Genomic DNA, 16,890 nt, shown 5'->3' with positions numbered 1-16,890 from the left:
GCGCGCGGACGCGCAAATTCTATGCTAGCGGGCAGGATTAGCAGGCGGACGGTTTTTGGCAAATGCTTTTGCCAAATGGGCGTGAGCCCTTATGCTGTTCCGGAACCGGAAAATCGGATGGAGTCTGAATAATGCAAAGCCTGTGGGTAAAGAAAAACGAACTCGCGCAATCGCAATGGCATGAAAGCGATATGCCGTCCCTGGCCGATGGCCAGATATTGCTGGCCGTCGAGAAATATGCCCTGACGGCCAATAACATCACCTACGCTGTGGTTGGTGACGGCTTTGGCTACTGGAATTTCTTTCCGACCGGCGATGCCGAATGGGGCATTGTTCCGGTCTGGGGCTTTGCCAAGGTCGTGGCGTCTGAAAATGCCGATATTGCGGTGGGCGAGCGGGTCTATGGCTATTTGCCGATGGCCAGCCATTTGCTGGTCACGCCGACCAATGTGCAGGATGGCGGCTTCGTCGACGGAGCCGCGCACCGGCAGGGGCTGGCGATCATCTACAATCAATATAACCGGCTCGGTACTGACCAGGCTGCACTGGAAACGGAGCGGGCCATTTTCCAGCCTTTGTTCACCACCAGCTTCCTGATCGAACATTTCATGCGCTCGAATGACTGGTTCGGCGCCGAGGCGTTGCTGATGACCAGTGCCTCCTCGAAAACCTCCCTGGGTCTGGCGATGGTTGCCAAAAGCCTGAGCCCATCGATCCGGCGCATTGGCCTGACCTCGGCGGGCAACAAGGCGTTTGTCGAGAAGTCGGGGCTTTATGACGAGGTCGTGACCTACGATAATCTGTCGGCAGCCGACGCGGCCAAGCCCACAGTCTCGGTCGACTTCGCCGGGAGCGGCCAGTTGCTGGGTGCTATCCATGATCATTGGGGCGACAATCTGAAATTCAGTTCCCTGGTCGGCGTGACCCATATTGCGGAGCGTGGCGGAGCCGACGATCTGCCTGGGCCCAAGCCGGAGCTTTTCTTTGCGCCGACAGCCGCTGAAGTCCTGATCAAGGAAATCGGCCCGGCGGCGTTCCGCGCGCGGGTCGACGAACAATTTTCCGCATTCGTGACCGGTGCCAGCGCCTATCTCAAGATCGAGGATCTGGAAGGACGCGATGCGCTGCAATCCGCTTATCTGTCGATGCTGGCAAACGAGGTAGAGCCCAGCCGCGGCCTGATGTGTCATCTGGCATAGACAGTATGACTTGATTGTCGGCCGAATTGGCAGGATAACGGATCGGTTCGGGTCGCACCGATGGGGGAAACAGCGTGGCTGAACCTACAGAACTGCCGGACCTGGGGACCCATGTTCTTTTCAGGGACGTAGCACCGGAGGCGCTGGACGCGCTGGAATCGACTTCGGTGATGAAACGAGTTGCCGGCGGCGAGGCGCTGGTTATTCAGGGAGATGACGCCGACGCGCTCTATTTTGTTGAATCCGGCCGTTTCCGGGTGGTGGTCAACAAGACCCGGATCGTCGCCCATATCGAAACCGGCGAAGCGATCGGCGAACTGGCCTTTTTTGCTGGTGGCAAGCGTACTGCCGACGTCATCGCCACCCGCGATTCCAGAGTGCTGGAAGTCTCGCGCCGGGCCTTTGACGACATTGCCCGTCAGCATCCCGAACTATATGCCGCGATGCTGAAGCTGGTTTCCGAACGACTGGCCATAGCGACGGCCCGGACGTCTTCGGTAACATCAAAAAATCCGCGGGTTATTGCCATGCTGCCCGCCGGGAACAGCCAGATGCCGGATGGATTTCTGGCGCGGATGGCAGAGGCCTTCGAAGCGGTGGTCCGGCCGGATACGCCGGTGATACCGATCGACCGGTCGACGAGCGAGGCAGCGGATGCGCACGAATATCAGTCCTGGCTGGCGGAGCAGGAAGCCAAAGGCGCTTATGTCCTGATCGACGGCAGTGGATCGGACGACTGGGGGCAGATGGTCTGTCGCAATGCCGATGCGCTGGTGATGGTCGGACGACCCGGCCAGGCGGATCCCGAATCCAATGCGATGGAAACAGCGGCGATGGGCTGGATTGCGGAACCGCAGCGCACGCTGCTGTTGCTCCGGTCAAACGCCGGCAAGACAATCAGCCACAGCGGTGACTGGATCGATCCGCGCGCTCCCAAATTGCACCACCATGTTGCGCTCGACACTGGTGCGGATTTTATCAAGGTCGCCCGTTTCCTGACCGGTCGGGCAGTGGGCGTGGTGCTGGCCGGTGGCGGCGCCTTGGGTTGTGCCCATCTCGGCGTTATCAAGGCATTGCAGCGGGCCGATATCCCGATCGACTTCATCGGCGGGGCGAGCGCTGGTGCGGCCATGGGCGGCGCGATCGCGCGCGGCATGTCGGTGGATGAAACGCTCGACCAGATGGAGGCGATGTTCATCCACGCCAAGGCGATGCGGCGGCTGACCCTGCCGATTTACTCGCTGCTCGATCCGACCGTGTTCGATAGCGAGCTCAGAACCCGTTACGGCACAAGGGATATTGCCGATCAGCCGATCAATTTTTTCGGCGTCTCGACCAACCTGTCGACCAACGGCCTGCATATCCACCGGCGCGGTCCCTTGTGGGAATGCGTCCGCGCCTCGGGATCGCTGCCGACGATATTGCCGCCATTTATTGACGGGGACGGCAATATATTGGTCGATGGCGGCGTGCTCGACAATGTGCCGGTCAAGGTGATGCACGGGCTGAAGGCCGGGCCGAATATCGTGGTGTCGCTGGGCGACCCGAACGAGGTCTGGCGCACCGATGCGCTTTATAACGATATTCGCGGACGCTGGAGCCTGCTGCGGGACGTGATCCTGCGGCGCAAGCGAGCGAGCGAGTTTCCTTCGATTGTCGAGATCATGTCGCGTTCGATGGTGGTGGCCAGCCGGATGGCGTCGAAGGAAATGCTCGGCGAGCAGGATATATTGGTGAGCCCCCCGATCATTGCCAATATGCAGATTCTGGATTGGCATCTCGGCCGGGAACTGGCGGATATGGCAGCGGATTATATTAGCGAACAGGTCATTCCGACGATCGATCTCGGAGGGTAATTTACCATATAGGTAAAAATATCTTGACATTGTCACGGCAATTATATACTTTACAAACCCGCTAGAAAATGGCATAAACTTCGCAAGGAGTTAAGCAATGTCTGTTCTATCGAAACCATATTTCCACAACGAAGCTGAAGCGTTCACCTATCTGGAACAAATCATCTGGTCGAAGGGTGTTGTTTGCCCTCATTGCGGCGTGGTCGATGGACGAATTTATGATCTGTCGGACGTTCGCGGCAAGCCAAGCAAGAAAAACCCAGAAGGCGCAATTCGTCACGGCCTGAAAAAGTGTGGCGAGTGCCGTAAGCAGTTCACCGTCAAGGTAGGCACTGTCTTTGAACATGCCCGCATCCCTCTCCACAAGATGCTACAGGCCGTCTATTTGATGACCAGCAGCAAGAAGGGCATTTCGGCTCACCATCTGCACCGTGTTCTGGAAATCACCTACAAGTCGGCATGGTTCCTTGCCCACCGTATCCGCGAAGCAATGCGCGATGGCGCTTTGGACATTATGGGCGGCAACGGCGCGGAAGTTATGGCGGACGAGACCTACATCGGTAACAAGCCTGAAATGCGCTATATGAAGCGCACTCGCGGCTCTAGCCACAAAATGCGCGTTGTCAGCCTTCTGGACAAAAGCACCGGCAAAACCCGTTCGATCTATGCGCCGGGTCTGGTCAAGGATGAAGTCGCGCAGATCGTGCGTAAAAACATCGACCGTGAAAGCCAGCTAGTGACCGACGAAAGCACCCTCTACAAAGCAGTCGGCAAAGAGTTTATCTCTCACACCAGCGTCCTGCACGGTGCTGGCCAGTATATGAAAGACGGCAAGACCACGAACAACATTGAAGGCTTTTTCAGCATCTTCAAGCGCGGTATGCGCGGTGTCTACCAGCATTGCCAAGAGAAGCATCTGCACCGCTATCTGGCTGAATTTGACTTCCGCTACAGCAACCGTGCGGCACTGGAAATTGACGATAATATGCGGTCTGTAAATGCGCTCAAGGGCATCTCTGGCAAGCGTCTGACTTATGGGGGGTCTAACGGCAAACGTGCAGCCGCGTAAGCCGCATAAAACTAAGAGAGTCCGCTCTCGGTGGAGGACAAAACCACACCGTAACAGACCTTATAAATCTTGACATTTACCAAGCAATGTGCATATTCAAATTCTCCCCCGGTACGAGCCTTCTACCTAGGGTAAAAGGAGCCGCCGACTGGCGGTGGTTGGCAACGCCAGCCTAAGTCCGGGGGACGCTATTTCCGTAATTGTCGATGCCAGATGGTGAATTTTCCACTCATCGATGTGTCCTTTGTTGGATCAACAATCCCCGCGCGGCGAAGGATGTAGCGGGCTAGCCTTACCTTTGCGGGCGAAGCGTTTTCAAGATCGATGTGTCCGTTAACATGATAAGCAATCGCGCCAGCAAATATATCAACCATTTGGAGGGCTGGTGTCGTTTTAGAGTCTCTGAAGTGACTTCGTCTAAAGGGCCATTCACGGCTATCACCAACCTTGCTGCGTCCAAAATTCAGTATTGTCCTTAGATCTTCTGGCCTCTGGCTTGTTTCGCGTTGATCCAAGTATAGGTGAAAAAGGCGGTTTTTATAAAGGCGAGCAAACTTGGATGCGAGCTGGTAGATTTCTTTGTTGAAACCCACTTCACGAGAACCGTCATTAAATGCCCGATGATTAAGGTGATGGGTATCAACAATAATCGAATGAAAATGAACCCCTGAGAATTGAGGCCGGTCGAAAAAGCCGTCAACAATGCGCTTGTAACACAACAATTTAGAGTTGGAGACTTTGTTCCATTTCATTTCCCCGTGGGGCAATTCAGGCAATCTAAGGCGGTTAATTTCAGCCAAAACTTCTGGCACTTTGTTGGTTTGGACGATCATGCCTGCCAGGAGCAGAAAGCGGTGTTTAGTTTGACTGCTTTCGTCTATATATATGTCCGATAACTCTTCAGGATTAGGAGGTTCGCGGCCTGCCCGCGCAATAATTGCCATGACAATGATAAAGCCAGATGTTGATAGTAAGAGTCAATCCGATAAATTCAAAGAAGCCGCCCGCGAACTAGAAGCGGACGAAAACGAACAACGTTGGGAAGAGCGGCTAAAAACGGTCGTTAAACCGAGCCCGAAAGACGACAAGCAGAGTTGACGGTATTATAATACCTGTGGTATATAGATACCCGTAATGAGAATTAAGATATTATCGGCTGTTGCTCGCTTGTTGGGCATCCAATTCAAGATTGGCGGCCAGCCTTATGGATCGCCCACTACCAGTTGCGTGCACTGTCATTCAGCCAGTCCGCGCAATAGTAACCAAGCGAAGCCCATTGCTTAGTGATTTTAACGACAAATATTTTGTCGTTCTCGTCACAAATCGCAATCAAATCATCTCGAATGGCGCTGGGTAAAGTTGTAGTGTCAACCAACCAAACGGACTCCATCCCTTTGCACCAAGTATAGTTTTCCTTGATGTAGTCATAGATAGCTTGGTAATTTTGGCCCGGCGTATTTAAGTCATAAGTTATCATTAGGACTGCCATTTACCCCTCCCCTCAAGCCGGGAGTCTATCAGTCAAAATTGAAAGAGTCTATTTGACCAAACCGGACTCCGCTTTCCTACACGAAACTGCCCCGTTAATTTGGCGCAATGGACCCGCCCGAACCAGAAGAGCTGTTGCTAGGCCTGATCGTGTTTCTGCTGGTCCTGCCAGCGGGGTATTGGTTCATGCGGGGTTTGTTTGCGCTGATTATGGCTTGTGTACTATATTTTTAGCCGCAAGAGACGCTCCGCCATGCAGTTCAAAGGCTACTGGTGTTTCAAATATTTTCAGATCTTGAGCATCAATGCCGCAGCCATTCGCGTATATCGCAGCAACTCCAAAATTGACGAACGCGACATTATGAATAGAGATTGGCACACTAGCCTTTGCTGGGGGTGTGCGTGTTTTTTTTCGAGGTGATTTCATCGGTGTTTTTGACATCGAAGAAGTCATCGGCGCTTGAAGTTGATTCTTCAATACTTATTTTTCCGATGTTGTCTCCTCGAATGAACGCACTTCGCGGTGTCGGTGGATTTACTGGTGTTTCCTTTTTCATCTTCTTCTCCTTCAGAAAAGATATAAAACACCACGTAAGGCCAGCTAGGCTGATGATAACGAGAACCACCCCTACCCAAAAAAACAACGCCTCATTGTTTGGGAATACGGTTGGTGCAAACGCAATCATCGCTGTACCCCCAAGACCGAGTAGGCCAAGAAATATTGCGGCGATAGTATCCTCTTTTGCCATGTTCTTTTCATATCAGTGGTTCGTTTCTCTGGATAGTGGGTTTGTAAGATATATAAACGCCCATTGTCACGCTGTTTGGGTACATATAGGGAACATCGCGAAATTGTGATTCGGGCCAGCCGCCTCTGAATGACCCCGCCGGACAGGCGGGGCCGTTCCGACCGGGAGGCCCTTTTTTATGTCCGGATGATTCACGTCGGGCCGGCACGGAGTATATTATGCCAAAATCAGAAGTCAGGGGATGTTATGACAACAGACGCAAGCTGAAGTTCCTGAAAGAGCTTGCGATAAGCTCGCACGTGGCGAACTCGGCGAAGGCCGCCGGTGTTGCGGTGTCGACTGTTTATAGCTGGCGCGAGCGCGATCCGGAGTTTTTCCGGCAATGGATGCGCTCGCTAGCCGCCGGTTACGAACTGCTCGAAATGGATTTGCTCGACCGCGCACGCAACGGTGTCGACAAGCCCGTATTCCATGAAGGTGAGCAGATCGCGACGGTCACGCAATATAATGACGGCATCGGCGTCAAATTACTGCTGGCGCACAAAGAGATCGTCGCGCTGACTCGCGCGATCGAGGATGATATCAACCCCGATCAAGTGCGTATCGATCTCGACCGCAAACTCGGAGACATGCGCATGGAGCTGCTCCGCCGCCGGGCGCTGGCCGAAGGAGAGGGAAAGCAGCCGACGTCCGATAACGATGAATGATGTCTCCGAGGCGGAGCTTTTTGCCGAATGGACGGCGCGGGAACGCAACGCGTTTTTCTCTTCGTTGAGCCCCCGTGAGCAGCAGGAATTTTTCTACCGCTGGAATTTCTGGGCGCGGCCCGGCCAAAGACCGCCCGCCGGGGACTGGTCGATCTGGCTGATCATGGCGGGGCGCGGATTTGGTAAAACCCGGGCTGGCGCCGAATGGGTGCGCAGCATCGCCGAGGGCGATGGCAGCGCCCGATTTGCTCTGGTCGGGGCCAATTACGCCGAGACCCGCACGGTGATGGTCGAAGGCGAAAGCGGTCTGTTGTCGATCGCGCCGCCGAAACAACGGCCGCTATGGGAGCCGTCGCTGAAGCGGTTGACTTGGGACAATGGCGCGCAGGCGCATCTCTATTCCGCCGCCGAACCGGAGGGCTTGCGCGGGCCGCAACATAGCCACGGCAACGGGGCAGGCGCATAAGGAATTATTTCACAACGAGGCGCTCGCCCGAATCGACTTTTTGCTTCACCCGACCGTGCAGGCGATCGAGAGCGATCCTGCCAATATTGCGCCGGTTCCCGGACAGTCATGGCTTGTCGCACCGGGCGCCACAAATGACTGGCTGGGCCATGATGATCACATCGCCGGCTGGACGGGAAATGGCTGGCTGTTCATCGCGCCGTTGGCGTTGATGCGGGTCTATATCGAATCAACCGACAATTTTGCCGTTTATCGCGATTCCTGGCAATTGGCGGAAACCATCCCAAATCCGGAAGCGGGCAGCGTCGTTGACATCGAGGCGCGCTTGGCTATCGATTCGATTTTGGCCGCTCTTGTGGCGCAAGGAATTCTGGTGTCCGGCCCGTAAAACCGACTTTCCTAACCCGCTGGCAAGCGGATTTCCGCTATCCTACCGAGTTGGCGGCCTATTTTTTGGGGTAAATGGCGAAAATGGCGACATTTTCGCAACAGTTATGCAATTTGGTTGCTTGCACTGGCAAGATCAAGCGGGTAGAAAGCGGCGTGAATTTAGAACCTAATTGAGAAGGGGAATATAAATGCGGAAGCTTGCCTTAGGAATGGCGCTTGCCTCCACAGCGCTCGCAACACCTGCTCTGGCCCGTGATGGCCAGTGGTATGTCGGTGTCGAGGGCGGTGCGATGATTGTCGAAGATGTCGATCTTGATATTGGTGGTATCTCAGATACTGCTAGCATCGATCACGACACAGGATATGATTTTGACGGAATAGTCGGTTATGATTTCGGATCATTCCGCCTCGAAGCTGAAGTCGGTTACAAGCAGGCTAGCGCCAGCGACCTTATTGGTACGACCCCGGTTCTCGGCGGCGCGTTTATTCCTGGTCTCGGAGGTTCCGGAAGTGCCGGATATTTCACGCCGACAAATGGTGATGTCAACGCGCTCAGCTTCATGCTGAACGGCATGGTTGATTTCGGCGATGATGATGGACTTCAGGGCTTTGTTGGCGGCGGCGTTGGTGTTGCTCGTACAGAACTCACCAATATCATTGCTACTCCTTGGCTTGACGATTCCGATACCGGTTTCGCTTGGCAGGCTATCGCTGGCGTTCGCGCTCCAATTAGCGACAGCTGGGATGTTGGACTGAAATATCGCTATTTCAACACAACCGGCGTCGATCTGGTTGACTCCCTCGGTCGTGACGTTTCGACCGATGTGTCGACCCACTCGATTCTGGGTAGCTTGATCTACAACTTCGGCGGCGAACCAGCGGCACCACCGCCACCGCCGCCTCCACCACCGCCACCTCCACCGCCACCACCGCCACCACCGCCACCACCGGCTGTATGTGCACCTGGCCCTTATATTGTGTTCTTTGACTGGGATCAGTCGGATATCACTCCAGAAGCAGCTTCGGTTCTCGACAATGCGGTTACCGCATATGGTGATTGTGGTTCGGCTCAGGTCATGCTGGCTGGTCACGCTGACAAATCTGGTTCCGCCAGCTACAACGTCGGTCTGTCCCAGCGTCGCAACACCGCTGTTCGTGCGTATCTTGAATCGCGCGGCATTGGCGGCGGCGCCATCTCGAGCGAAGCCTTCGGTGAATCGCGTCCTCGCGTTGAAACCGCAGACGGCGTTCGTGAGCCTCAGAACCGTCGTGTTGAAGTTATGTACGGACCTGGTTCCGGTAACTAATACCGACATTACTGCCAATTGTGAAAAGGGCTGGTCTTCGGACCGGCCCTTTTTCGTTTTCGCATCAATGATGTGACAGAGGCCGGCCTTATTGCAGGCAGCCGCGTTCCCAAGATATGGTTCGAAGCCGTCGGGATATATTTCGCATGGAGAATCTGGATTAACATGTCAGGGGCGAGGTCGAGCATCGCTTACGGTGCAGCCGGGCCTATCCGCTCACCATGCGGACGACATCGGTGCCAACCGATTGGCCAAGTCTATGTGCGATATGACTCTACTGCTGCCGCTCAGCGTCGACATCTTCACTGAATATGCGTGGTGCACTCCGAAAGCCGGAAGATATTGAGCAATTGGAGAGGTCGGGGTTGGACGCCGGTAGCGATCGGAACCAACTCGGCGTTAGCTCAGCAAGCTTTCGAATAACGCCAGTCCATCAGTACCGCCGTGCTTTTTGTCGATTGCCCGTTCCGGGTGCGGCATCATCCCCAGGACATTGCCGGCTTCATTGATGATACCGGCTATATTGCGCGAGGAACCGTTGATATCGTTATGGTAGCGGAACACGATCTGATTCTCGCTTTCCAGCCGGTCCAGCGTTTCATCATCGGCAAAGAAATTGCCGTCATGATGGGCCACGGGGATCGTGATGGGTGTATTGCTGTCATAGTCCGACGTAAAAATCGTCCCGGTATTGACGACATCAAGTTCTGCGTCCTTGCAGACAAAATGGATATTGCTGTTCCGCATCAGCGCTCCGGGCAACAGGCCGGTTTCGGTGAGGATTTGAAAGCCGTTGCACACGCCCAATATCTTGACGCCGCGATTGGCGGCTTCGATGACCGGCTTGATGATGTTCGAACGGGAAGCCATGGCGCCCGATCGCAGATAGTCGCCATAGGAAAAGCCGCCCGGTATCGCGATGACATCCAGGCCCGGGGGCAGTTCGCTGTCTCCGTGCCAGACCATATGAGGCTTTTGCCCCGAAACCGTTTCCAGTGCGACGGCCATGTCGCGGTCGCAGTTCGAGCCGGGAAAGACGATCACCGCAGATTGCATCAGGAAATAGTCCCCGGTGCCGCTTCCGGCATCTCGATATCATAATTTTCAATGACGGTGTTTGCGAGCAGCTTGTCGCACATTTTCTCGATTTCTTCGCGGCTGACGGATGCATCAATGTCGAGTTCGATCAGCTTGCCAGCGCGCACATCGTTGACCCCGGAAAAGTCGAGACTTTCCAGCGCGTGATGGATGGCCTTGCCCTGAGGGTCCAATACGCCATCTTTCAGCGTTACAAATATTCTGACTTTCATCCTGCGCCCTCGCGTTTTGCCGTCATCAATAACGCCATGCTATAGCGCCAAGATTAGCCGGGGCAAGAGTTAGAAGGAGAATTGGAAAGGGCGCGCCGCCGATTTTCGCTTTATCGATTCAGAAATAGCGGGCGAATTTAAAGTTCACGCGGTGACGGCTCATTTCATACAGGTCATAATTGCTGTCCACCCGCGAATATACATAGTCGACAGATGGTGAAAATCCGAGAAACTTGATTTTGCGGCTGCCCATATAGGCGCGGGCAAATCCGCGCCAATCCTCGCGTTTTTCCGTGGAATAGAGCAGCAAAGGCGCATCAAATGCGGAGCGGCTGACGCTGGCCGCAACACCGGCATTCAGTCCCATTGGCAATTCTCCGCCTAGGCCCAGATTGACACCATAGTTGAAGCTCGAAAAACCGTCGGCATTGAGGAGATCGCGACGGGCGAAAACACTGGCCGATGCGATCAGCGACTTGCCGACCAGATGCTCGTAAGTGGCGTTCGCGCCTAGTTGCCAGCCGCTATAGGAATTGCTGATCTGGGATTCGGTACGCCGAGCGTCCAGTTCGACGCCTAGTCTCTGTCCTTCGCTAAGCGCCTGCTGATATCCGAACCGGCCACCATATTCACGGGTGGCGAGATTGCCGCCATACCAGCGCTGCAGGCCAACCGCTTGGAGAGAGATGCTGCTGTAGCGTGCAACCCGGAGTTCCGGACCGGCGGCGACCTGGATGACGATATCATCAGCCGCTTTGCCCGTATAATTGACGATCTTGCTGTCAGCATCAAACAGCAAAGCTAGGCGGTCATTGGCCTTTACGCGAATCCCGCCGGAAAAGCCCGCCGTTTGGCCGATGCCCGAACGTTCGCGGGCATTGTCATCAAGTTGCAGGGGGAGTTTTATCGGGCCGAAGTTGATGTCGATGCTTTCGGCATCGGTAGCGCCGTTGATGTTTGTATCCGGCGCGAAGCCGAAGTCGAAACTGAATCGCCAGATCCGCTGGTCGCGCAAAATGCTGCGGGTATTGCGAATGGTTTTGGCGATCTCGTCCGGCAGATTTTCATCATTTTGCGCCAACCGGAAATGATAGTCTGCGCTCGCTTCCTTGCCAGTCAGCAAATAGGCTCTGGCCAATTCCAGCCGTACCCGTGTCTGGCCAGGATTCTCATCCAGAATCGTCCTGAATTTCTTGATCGCGCCTTTGACGTCGCCCGTTTCAATTGCGATATAGCCGGCGAGAAACCGTTGCTGCATTCGCAGTTCCGGGACCTGTCCGAGCGCGTCGACCAGAGGCAGAGCCGCCTGATAATTTTTCTCGTGAATCAGCGCTTCCGCCTTGGCCAATAGCTGCTCCGGCGTGACGCGAAGGTTGCATTGGCCGGCCGTATCGCAGGCAGGTTGCAAATCGGGGGCGATCTCGGCAGCGCCATCGGCCAATATGACCATCGGCCCCGCTGCCTGAGCTTGACCGAATCCCGCGATTGCGACGCAGGATACAGCTACAGCTTTGACGAGAGTGGCAGAATTACGCATCCCCGCCTCTAGGGCTGCTTGCCGACAAAAGTTCCCAGAATGTCGATCCGTTCGTCCGGCGTTCCGCCGACGATGCGATAACCACCCCCCACTTCTTGCGCTTTCGGACCATAAAAGGCACCGTTGATGCTGGATCCGGCGATCACAAGATCGAGCCTCGTATTATCCGGATTGACAAACCAGGCCTCGTTAAACTGGCCAAAGAATCCGCCCGCAGAGACAAGATTTATATCGCCGCCGCCGTTGGCGAAAAATTTCGCTCCCTCCAGCACGCTTTGTTGTCCGCTGGTACCGTCGAACATGGGCGCGCCAACCGAACCATCCAGCGACAGCGAAAATGTGTTGGCTCCGAAATTGACGCTCGTCGATGCGGAGCCGGCGATCCACTGCATATAGGTATCTAAATTGCCTGTGACGTCCGGTTGGTCATTGAAGACCATGGTCGCCAGCATGGTACCGTCAAATGTACCGGTTCCGCTGGTGGGCACTGCATCGTTGGACGTTATTTGACCATATGCAAAGGCGCCTCTCTCGAGCGTACTCACCTGGGTGGTCAGGGCGGTGTCGAAATCATATGATACCGCTGCGGTGTTTCTAAGGTAGCCGGCAAAGGTCACATATTGCGTGTCGGTTCCAGGCAGCTGGTAAAAGAATGTTGTCGCATCGTAGGTGCCGGCTTCGGTCTGATCAATCAGGTTAAAGAGGAACTCGTCGGGACCACCGGCCACAGGCCGCGCCTGGGCCACATTCGATAGAGAACCGGATTCAAGATATTGGACCCCCGGGATTCCCCACATATCCGATGCCAAATCTGGTGTGCCAAACTGAGGTTCAACAGCACCGCCAAAATTTGTACGATGCAGGGGATCCTGAAAACGGCTGGCGCCCGATGTTCCCGCTAGTCCATTGGTGAAGCTGACGTTGAAGATTGCATCCCGTGGATCATAGGCGATCGTCAGATTGGAATTGCGGACCGTGGTGGCATCACCCTGATATATTTGTCCGGTCTGGGTAGTTTGACGCACTGTCCGCTGCTGGCCGTTTCCGCCCGGATCATCAACGGTTGATTGGTAACTGTGCGAAGAGCCAATCGCCGTATAGGTTTTTGCCTCGGTCGGGTCAGCAAATGTGTGGACCGTATCGCTGCCGGTACCGCCGCTCGTGCCTCCGGTTCCGGTAGGAGGCGCGCTACTGCCAGCGGATTGTGGGCCGGCGCCGCCGCAGGCGGCTAGCATCGTTGTACTGGCGAGCAAAATCAAAAGGCGCATCGGAATAATTCCTCACATGGGTTCCACATGAGGTCCGTGCTATCAGTTCAATGGTTAATTTGGCGTAAACCACCACAGGTTTTCGTCGTCATCGCTGATCAATGTGCGGCTTGCCATATTGTTCGGCGAAGCAGGGCGGATCGCTACTTCCCGCGCTTCTTTCGTTCGCTATTGAGGTCAGTCACTTCGCTACCGCCTTCCGGGAACAGTCCGAGCCGCCGGGCAACTTCCTGATAAGCTTCGGCTTCCCCGCCAAGGTCGCGGCGGAACCGGTCCTTGTCGAGCTTCTCGTTGGTCTTTATGTCCCATAGTCGGCAGCCGTCCGGACTGATTTCGTCAGCGAGGATGATCCGCGAAAAATCGCCTTCGAAAATTCTGCCAAACTCGAGCTTGAAATCAACCAGTCTGATACCGATTCCGGCAAACATGCCGGCCATGAAGTCGTTGATCCGGATAGCCATGGCGGAAATGTCCTGCATTTCCTCCTGGCTGGCCCAGCCGAAACAGGCGATATGTTCTTCGGCGACGAGTGGATCGCCGAGCGCGTCATCCTTGTAGCAATATTCCAGCAAGGTGTGCGGCAATGGTGTACCCTCTTCGATGCCGAGGCGCTTGGAAAGAGATCCGGCAGCGACATTGCGGACGATCACCTCGATCGGCACAATTTCGACCTGTTTGACGAGCTGCTCGCGCATATTGAGCCGGCGGATGAAGTGGCTCGGGATGCCGATGTGGCCGAGCAATGTGAAAATATGTTCGCTGATGCGATTGTTGATCACGCCCTTGCCGTTGATCGTGCCTTTTTTCTCGGCATTGAAAGCGGTGGCATCATCCTTGAAATACTGGATGATAGTGCCTGGCTCAGGACCTTCGTAAAGAATCTTGGCCTTACCTTCATAAATCTGGCGACGACGGGACATTGCTTGGTTCCACTTCGCAAAGAGAGCGACAAAAATCATGCCCCGGAAAATCGAATCGTACGACTTCGATTGAACCGGGGCGTTGAACTTTACCTATATGCCAAACTGAATGGCTGCGCAATCAATCGTCAGATGATGCGGCTACTTCGGTCCTCCGTCCCCAGAATGTGCGGTCTGGTGCCTTGAATCTGCGACGCAGGTAAATCCCCAGCCACAAAACCAATATCCAGGGCAGGGTGACGGTCAAAACTCTCATCAGCGCGCCGATTGATGATCCCAGCATGCTCGATATATTATTCCATGCACTGCGAATGGGAGCGGTGAAGCTGCCTGCGCCGGGAGCATTTGATTCATAGTTGACGATGACCTTGCTGAACGCGATCCGCCCCCGCATTTCCGCGAGCCAGCTGCGCGCTTTGTCAATTTCCTCGTTGACTTCGGTGACGGCCCGCTCGGCCTTCACAAGCTCTTCGACACTGCCGTTGCGTGTGCGGAGCAATTCGGTCAAACGTTTCGAAAGCAATTCCCGGCTGCGCAAACGCGCTTCCGTATCGATGATTTGCTTGGACAGATCTTCGCCCTCTATTGCGGTGGAAGCTTCATATCCCCCCGCATCCTCAACGATAGCTGTCAGGCCGGTGCCAAAACTTTTTGCCTTGGGTGCTGCGACCTCGAGATGCAGCATGGCATAAGCATAATTTGCCTCGTCACCGCTGCGCCGCAAATTGATGACGCGGCAGACCGACGGGCCTTGTTTCTCGCAATAGCTCGAATGTTGTTTCTGGACTGTTGAAATCTGCCCGGCAGAAATGCGATAGCCGAATTCATAGCTATAGGCGATTTGCGGACTGGAAATGGGAATATCATTCTCGTTCGCTGCCCCGTCCATCGCTTCAGCCGGACCATCAAGGCCAGACTGAACATGATCCTTCGCGGTGTCGCGCGCAATTTCATCAGCTGAACGTGTCTCCATTGCTTCCATGAAGCCAAATTCGTTTTTCGGAGCCGCCGCACTCGCGTCCGATGCGGTATATTCGGCAGCTTCATACTCCGCTGAATATTCATCGCCGTCGCTGCACGCGCTCAGCGCGCATATGGCCGCGATGCTATATATTGAAAATCGCATTTTTCCTGCTCCTCTCCCCCGAAGGGAAGGGTTGAAGCTAATGTGATAACATTACATCGTCAACGGCAAAACGTGTGTTATGAAAGATGAGCTGATCAGCCCATTGAGTTTATGCTGACAAGAGACTCGAGCTTTCGCCAAACCTGTGTCAAACTCCGAAATAGCGGAGCAGTATAATGACCAAATATGCGACCATCGACGAACTACTGGACACGCTCTACGATTGTATCTCGGGACCGCCGGGCGGGCAGGACTGGGAACGTGATCGCGAAATCTATCATCCGCGTTGCGTGCTGGTCCGCACCCGCATCGAGGATGGAAAACCGGTCGCCTATCCGTTCAGCTATGATGAATTTGTCGCGGCGACGATCCCGCTGCTCGAAGGCAAGTCATTTTACGAGATTGAAATTGGCCGCAAGGTCGACATTTTTGGTCAGGTCGCTCATGTCTTTTCTGCATATGAAGCGCGCGAGAGTCCGGAACATCCCGAAATCCAGTTTCGTGGCGTGAATATGATCCATCTCTGGAATGATGCTATGGGAGAGGACGGGAAACCCAATGGTCGCTGGTGGATTATGGGCATGATTTGGGATAATGAACGGGAAGGTCTGGATTTGCCGGAAAAATGGCTCTCGCTATGACCAGCATCATCGGCAAGCTGGGTATTGCTTTCGCACTGACAACATTGGCCGCGGCCGCGACCATCGTCTTGCTGAACCTGATCGGGCCTGACTGGGCGATCTATCCAGCAGCGACTTGTACGGAAACCAGATGCTTTTGCGAAATCCCGCGGACCGGTGCGCTGCTGTTGCAACCGGCCAACAGTATCTCGTCTTTCGGTTTTGTCTTTGCCGGGTTTCTGATGATCTTGCTGGCCCGGTCCCGTGACTGGATGTCTGCCTTTCCGCCGCTGTCGGCGAGCGTGCTCGGGGTGGCTGCGATCATCGTCGGGATTGGCTCGGTCCTGCTTCACGCGACGCTTACATTATGGGGCCAGTTTTTCGATGTGCTCGGCATGTATCTGGTCAGCGGATTTTTTCTGGTTAGCGCGCTCGCGAAATGGCGGCGCATCCCGGACCGGCGTGCGATGATCTATTACGGGCTGCTTTGTGCAGTGCTTGTCGCGATTCTCTATGCGCTGCCGGAGGTCCGTCGCTGGCTCTTTGCCGTCGTTCTCCTCGCCGCGATCATCCTGGAACTTGTCTTCGCAAGACCGCTGCGCCCGCAGGTCCGGACCGGCTATTATGTCGCCGGCCTCGTCGCCAATATTGTCGCATTCACGATCTGGAACCTCGACCAGCGCGGCCAGCTATGCGCGCCCGAAAGCCTGCTGCAGGGCCATGCCGTCTGGCACCTGCTCGGTGCGGTCGCCTTATGGTTTGCCTTTCTCTATTATCGCAGCGAGCGGCCCGTAAGATAAAATCGTGTCACGAAGACGGGCTCCATCATCAATCGGCCACTTTCCCACTACCAAGCATGAATCCAGCCTGCTATCGCT

General features: G+C 55.0%; 18 protein-coding genes and 1 pseudogene. 10 read left to right on the top strand and 9 right to left on the bottom strand.

Features of this window, described 5'->3' with window-relative positions:
* The first annotated feature begins 131 nt into the window (after window positions 1-131).
* The 3 genes from ACWFTY_RS16720 (at window position 132) to ACWFTY_RS16710 (ending at window position 4,124) form a co-directional block, all read left to right on the top strand.
* Window positions 132-1,199, top strand: coding sequence for a DUF2855 family protein (locus tag ACWFTY_RS16720; protein ID WP_447525307.1), 1,068 nt, complete (start codon window positions 132-134; stop codon window positions 1,197-1,199).
* Window positions 1,200-1,273: 74 nt separating this feature from the next.
* A complete protein-coding gene (locus ACWFTY_RS16715; RefSeq protein ID WP_447525306.1) occupies window positions 1,274-3,055 on the top strand; it encodes a patatin-like phospholipase family protein in 1,782 nt (593 codons plus the stop codon).
* A 97-nt stretch (window positions 3,056-3,152) separates the two neighbouring features.
* Window positions 3,153-4,124: an IS1595 family transposase gene (locus ACWFTY_RS16710; RefSeq protein ID WP_447525305.1), complete on the top strand. Its 972-nt coding sequence runs from the start codon at window positions 3,153-3,155 to the stop codon at window positions 4,122-4,124.
* 188 nt (window positions 4,125-4,312) lie between these two features.
* Here the strand turns inward: ACWFTY_RS16710 and ACWFTY_RS16705 are convergent, their stop codons facing one another.
* Window positions 4,313-5,068 carry a DUF3800 domain-containing protein gene (locus tag ACWFTY_RS16705; RefSeq protein WP_447525304.1) on the bottom strand — a complete coding sequence of 252 codons (756 nt, stop codon included), beginning with the start codon at window positions 5,066-5,068 and terminating at the stop codon, window positions 4,313-4,315.
* Here ACWFTY_RS16705 and ACWFTY_RS16700 point away from each other — a divergent pair.
* Window positions 5,067-5,222, top strand: a complete 156-nt coding sequence (locus ACWFTY_RS16700) for a hypothetical protein (protein WP_447525303.1) — start codon at window positions 5,067-5,069, stop codon at window positions 5,220-5,222. The two genes, ACWFTY_RS16705 and ACWFTY_RS16700, sit on opposite strands and share 2 nt — an antisense overlap.
* Window positions 5,223-5,340: 118 nt before the next feature.
* Here the strand turns inward: ACWFTY_RS16700 and ACWFTY_RS16695 are convergent, their stop codons facing one another.
* Both ACWFTY_RS16695 and ACWFTY_RS16690 read right to left on the bottom strand, forming a co-directional pair.
* A complete protein-coding gene (locus tag ACWFTY_RS16695) occupies window positions 5,341-5,613 on the bottom strand; it encodes a hypothetical protein (protein ID WP_447525302.1) in 273 nt (90 codons plus the stop codon).
* 379 nt (window positions 5,614-5,992) lie between these two features.
* Window positions 5,993-6,361 carry a hypothetical protein gene (locus ACWFTY_RS16690; protein ID WP_447525301.1) on the bottom strand — a complete coding sequence of 123 codons (369 nt, stop codon included), beginning with the start codon at window positions 6,359-6,361 and terminating at the stop codon, window positions 5,993-5,995.
* Between the two features lie 218 nt (window positions 6,362-6,579).
* Here ACWFTY_RS16690 and ACWFTY_RS16685 point away from each other — a divergent pair, with 218 nt between their 5' ends.
* The 4 genes and pseudogenes from ACWFTY_RS16685 to ACWFTY_RS16670 all read left to right on the top strand — a co-directional run bounded on the left by ACWFTY_RS16685 (window position 6,580) and on the right by ACWFTY_RS16670 (window position 9,231).
* Complete coding sequence (locus ACWFTY_RS16685) at window positions 6,580-7,068, top strand: hypothetical protein (protein ID WP_447525300.1); 489 nt, start codon at window positions 6,580-6,582, stop codon at window positions 7,066-7,068.
* A pseudogene (locus ACWFTY_RS16680) lies at window positions 7,061-7,513 on the top strand (terminase large subunit domain-containing protein); the annotation flags it as partial. The gene ACWFTY_RS16685 and the pseudogene ACWFTY_RS16680, both read left to right, overlap by 8 nt.
* Window positions 7,446-7,922, top strand: a complete 477-nt coding sequence (locus ACWFTY_RS16675; protein ID WP_447525299.1) for a DUF2793 domain-containing protein — start codon at window positions 7,446-7,448, stop codon at window positions 7,920-7,922. The pseudogene ACWFTY_RS16680 and the gene ACWFTY_RS16675, both read left to right, overlap by 68 nt.
* A 190-nt stretch (window positions 7,923-8,112) precedes the next feature.
* A complete protein-coding gene (locus tag ACWFTY_RS16670) occupies window positions 8,113-9,231 on the top strand; it encodes an OmpA family protein (protein WP_447525298.1) in 1,119 nt (372 codons plus the stop codon).
* Window positions 9,232-9,630: 399 nt separating this feature from the next.
* Here ACWFTY_RS16670 and purQ read toward each other — a convergent pair whose 3' ends face one another.
* From purQ to ACWFTY_RS16640, 6 genes are all read right to left on the bottom strand, one after another.
* Window positions 9,631-10,287 (bottom strand): phosphoribosylformylglycinamidine synthase subunit PurQ, encoded by a 657-nt coding sequence (purQ, locus tag ACWFTY_RS16665; RefSeq protein ID WP_447525297.1) that lies wholly within the window; start codon window positions 10,285-10,287, stop codon window positions 9,631-9,633.
* On the bottom strand, window positions 10,287-10,541 hold the full coding sequence (purS, locus tag ACWFTY_RS16660) for a phosphoribosylformylglycinamidine synthase subunit PurS (protein ID WP_447525296.1): 255 nt from the start codon (window positions 10,539-10,541) through the stop codon (window positions 10,287-10,289). The genes purQ and purS overlap by 1 nt, the downstream gene beginning before the upstream one ends.
* 118 nt (window positions 10,542-10,659) lie before the next feature.
* Window positions 10,660-12,078, bottom strand: coding sequence for a surface lipoprotein assembly modifier (locus tag ACWFTY_RS16655; protein WP_447525295.1), 1,419 nt, complete (start codon window positions 12,076-12,078; stop codon window positions 10,660-10,662).
* Between the two features lie 8 nt (window positions 12,079-12,086).
* A complete protein-coding gene (locus ACWFTY_RS16650; RefSeq protein WP_447525294.1) occupies window positions 12,087-13,346 on the bottom strand; it encodes a transferrin-binding protein-like solute binding protein in 1,260 nt (419 codons plus the stop codon).
* A 143-nt stretch (window positions 13,347-13,489) separates the two neighbouring features.
* A complete protein-coding gene (gene purC, locus ACWFTY_RS16645) occupies window positions 13,490-14,266 on the bottom strand; it encodes a phosphoribosylaminoimidazolesuccinocarboxamide synthase (RefSeq protein ID WP_447525293.1) in 777 nt (258 codons plus the stop codon).
* Between the two features lie 121 nt (window positions 14,267-14,387).
* Window positions 14,388-15,392, bottom strand: a complete 1,005-nt coding sequence (locus tag ACWFTY_RS16640; protein ID WP_447525292.1) for a DUF4349 domain-containing protein — start codon at window positions 15,390-15,392, stop codon at window positions 14,388-14,390.
* A gap of 176 nt (window positions 15,393-15,568) precedes the next feature.
* Between ACWFTY_RS16640 and ACWFTY_RS16635 the strand changes: the two genes are divergently transcribed.
* Both ACWFTY_RS16635 and ACWFTY_RS16630 read left to right on the top strand, forming a co-directional pair.
* The gene (locus ACWFTY_RS16635) at window positions 15,569-16,033 is read left to right on the top strand and encodes a hypothetical protein (RefSeq protein WP_447525291.1); all 465 of its coding nucleotides are present in this window, start codon (window positions 15,569-15,571) and stop codon (window positions 16,031-16,033) included.
* On the top strand, window positions 16,030-16,812 hold the full coding sequence (locus ACWFTY_RS16630) for a ceramidase domain-containing protein (protein ID WP_447525290.1): 783 nt from the start codon (window positions 16,030-16,032) through the stop codon (window positions 16,810-16,812). The genes ACWFTY_RS16635 and ACWFTY_RS16630 overlap by 4 nt, the downstream gene beginning before the upstream one ends.
* The last annotated feature ends 78 nt before the right edge of the window (window positions 16,813-16,890 follow it).

It is taken from the genome of Parasphingorhabdus sp. NYA22, from assembly GCF_976973735.1.
Note: the sequence above shows the minus strand (reverse complement) of the source record. Positions and strands in the feature narration are given on the sequence as shown.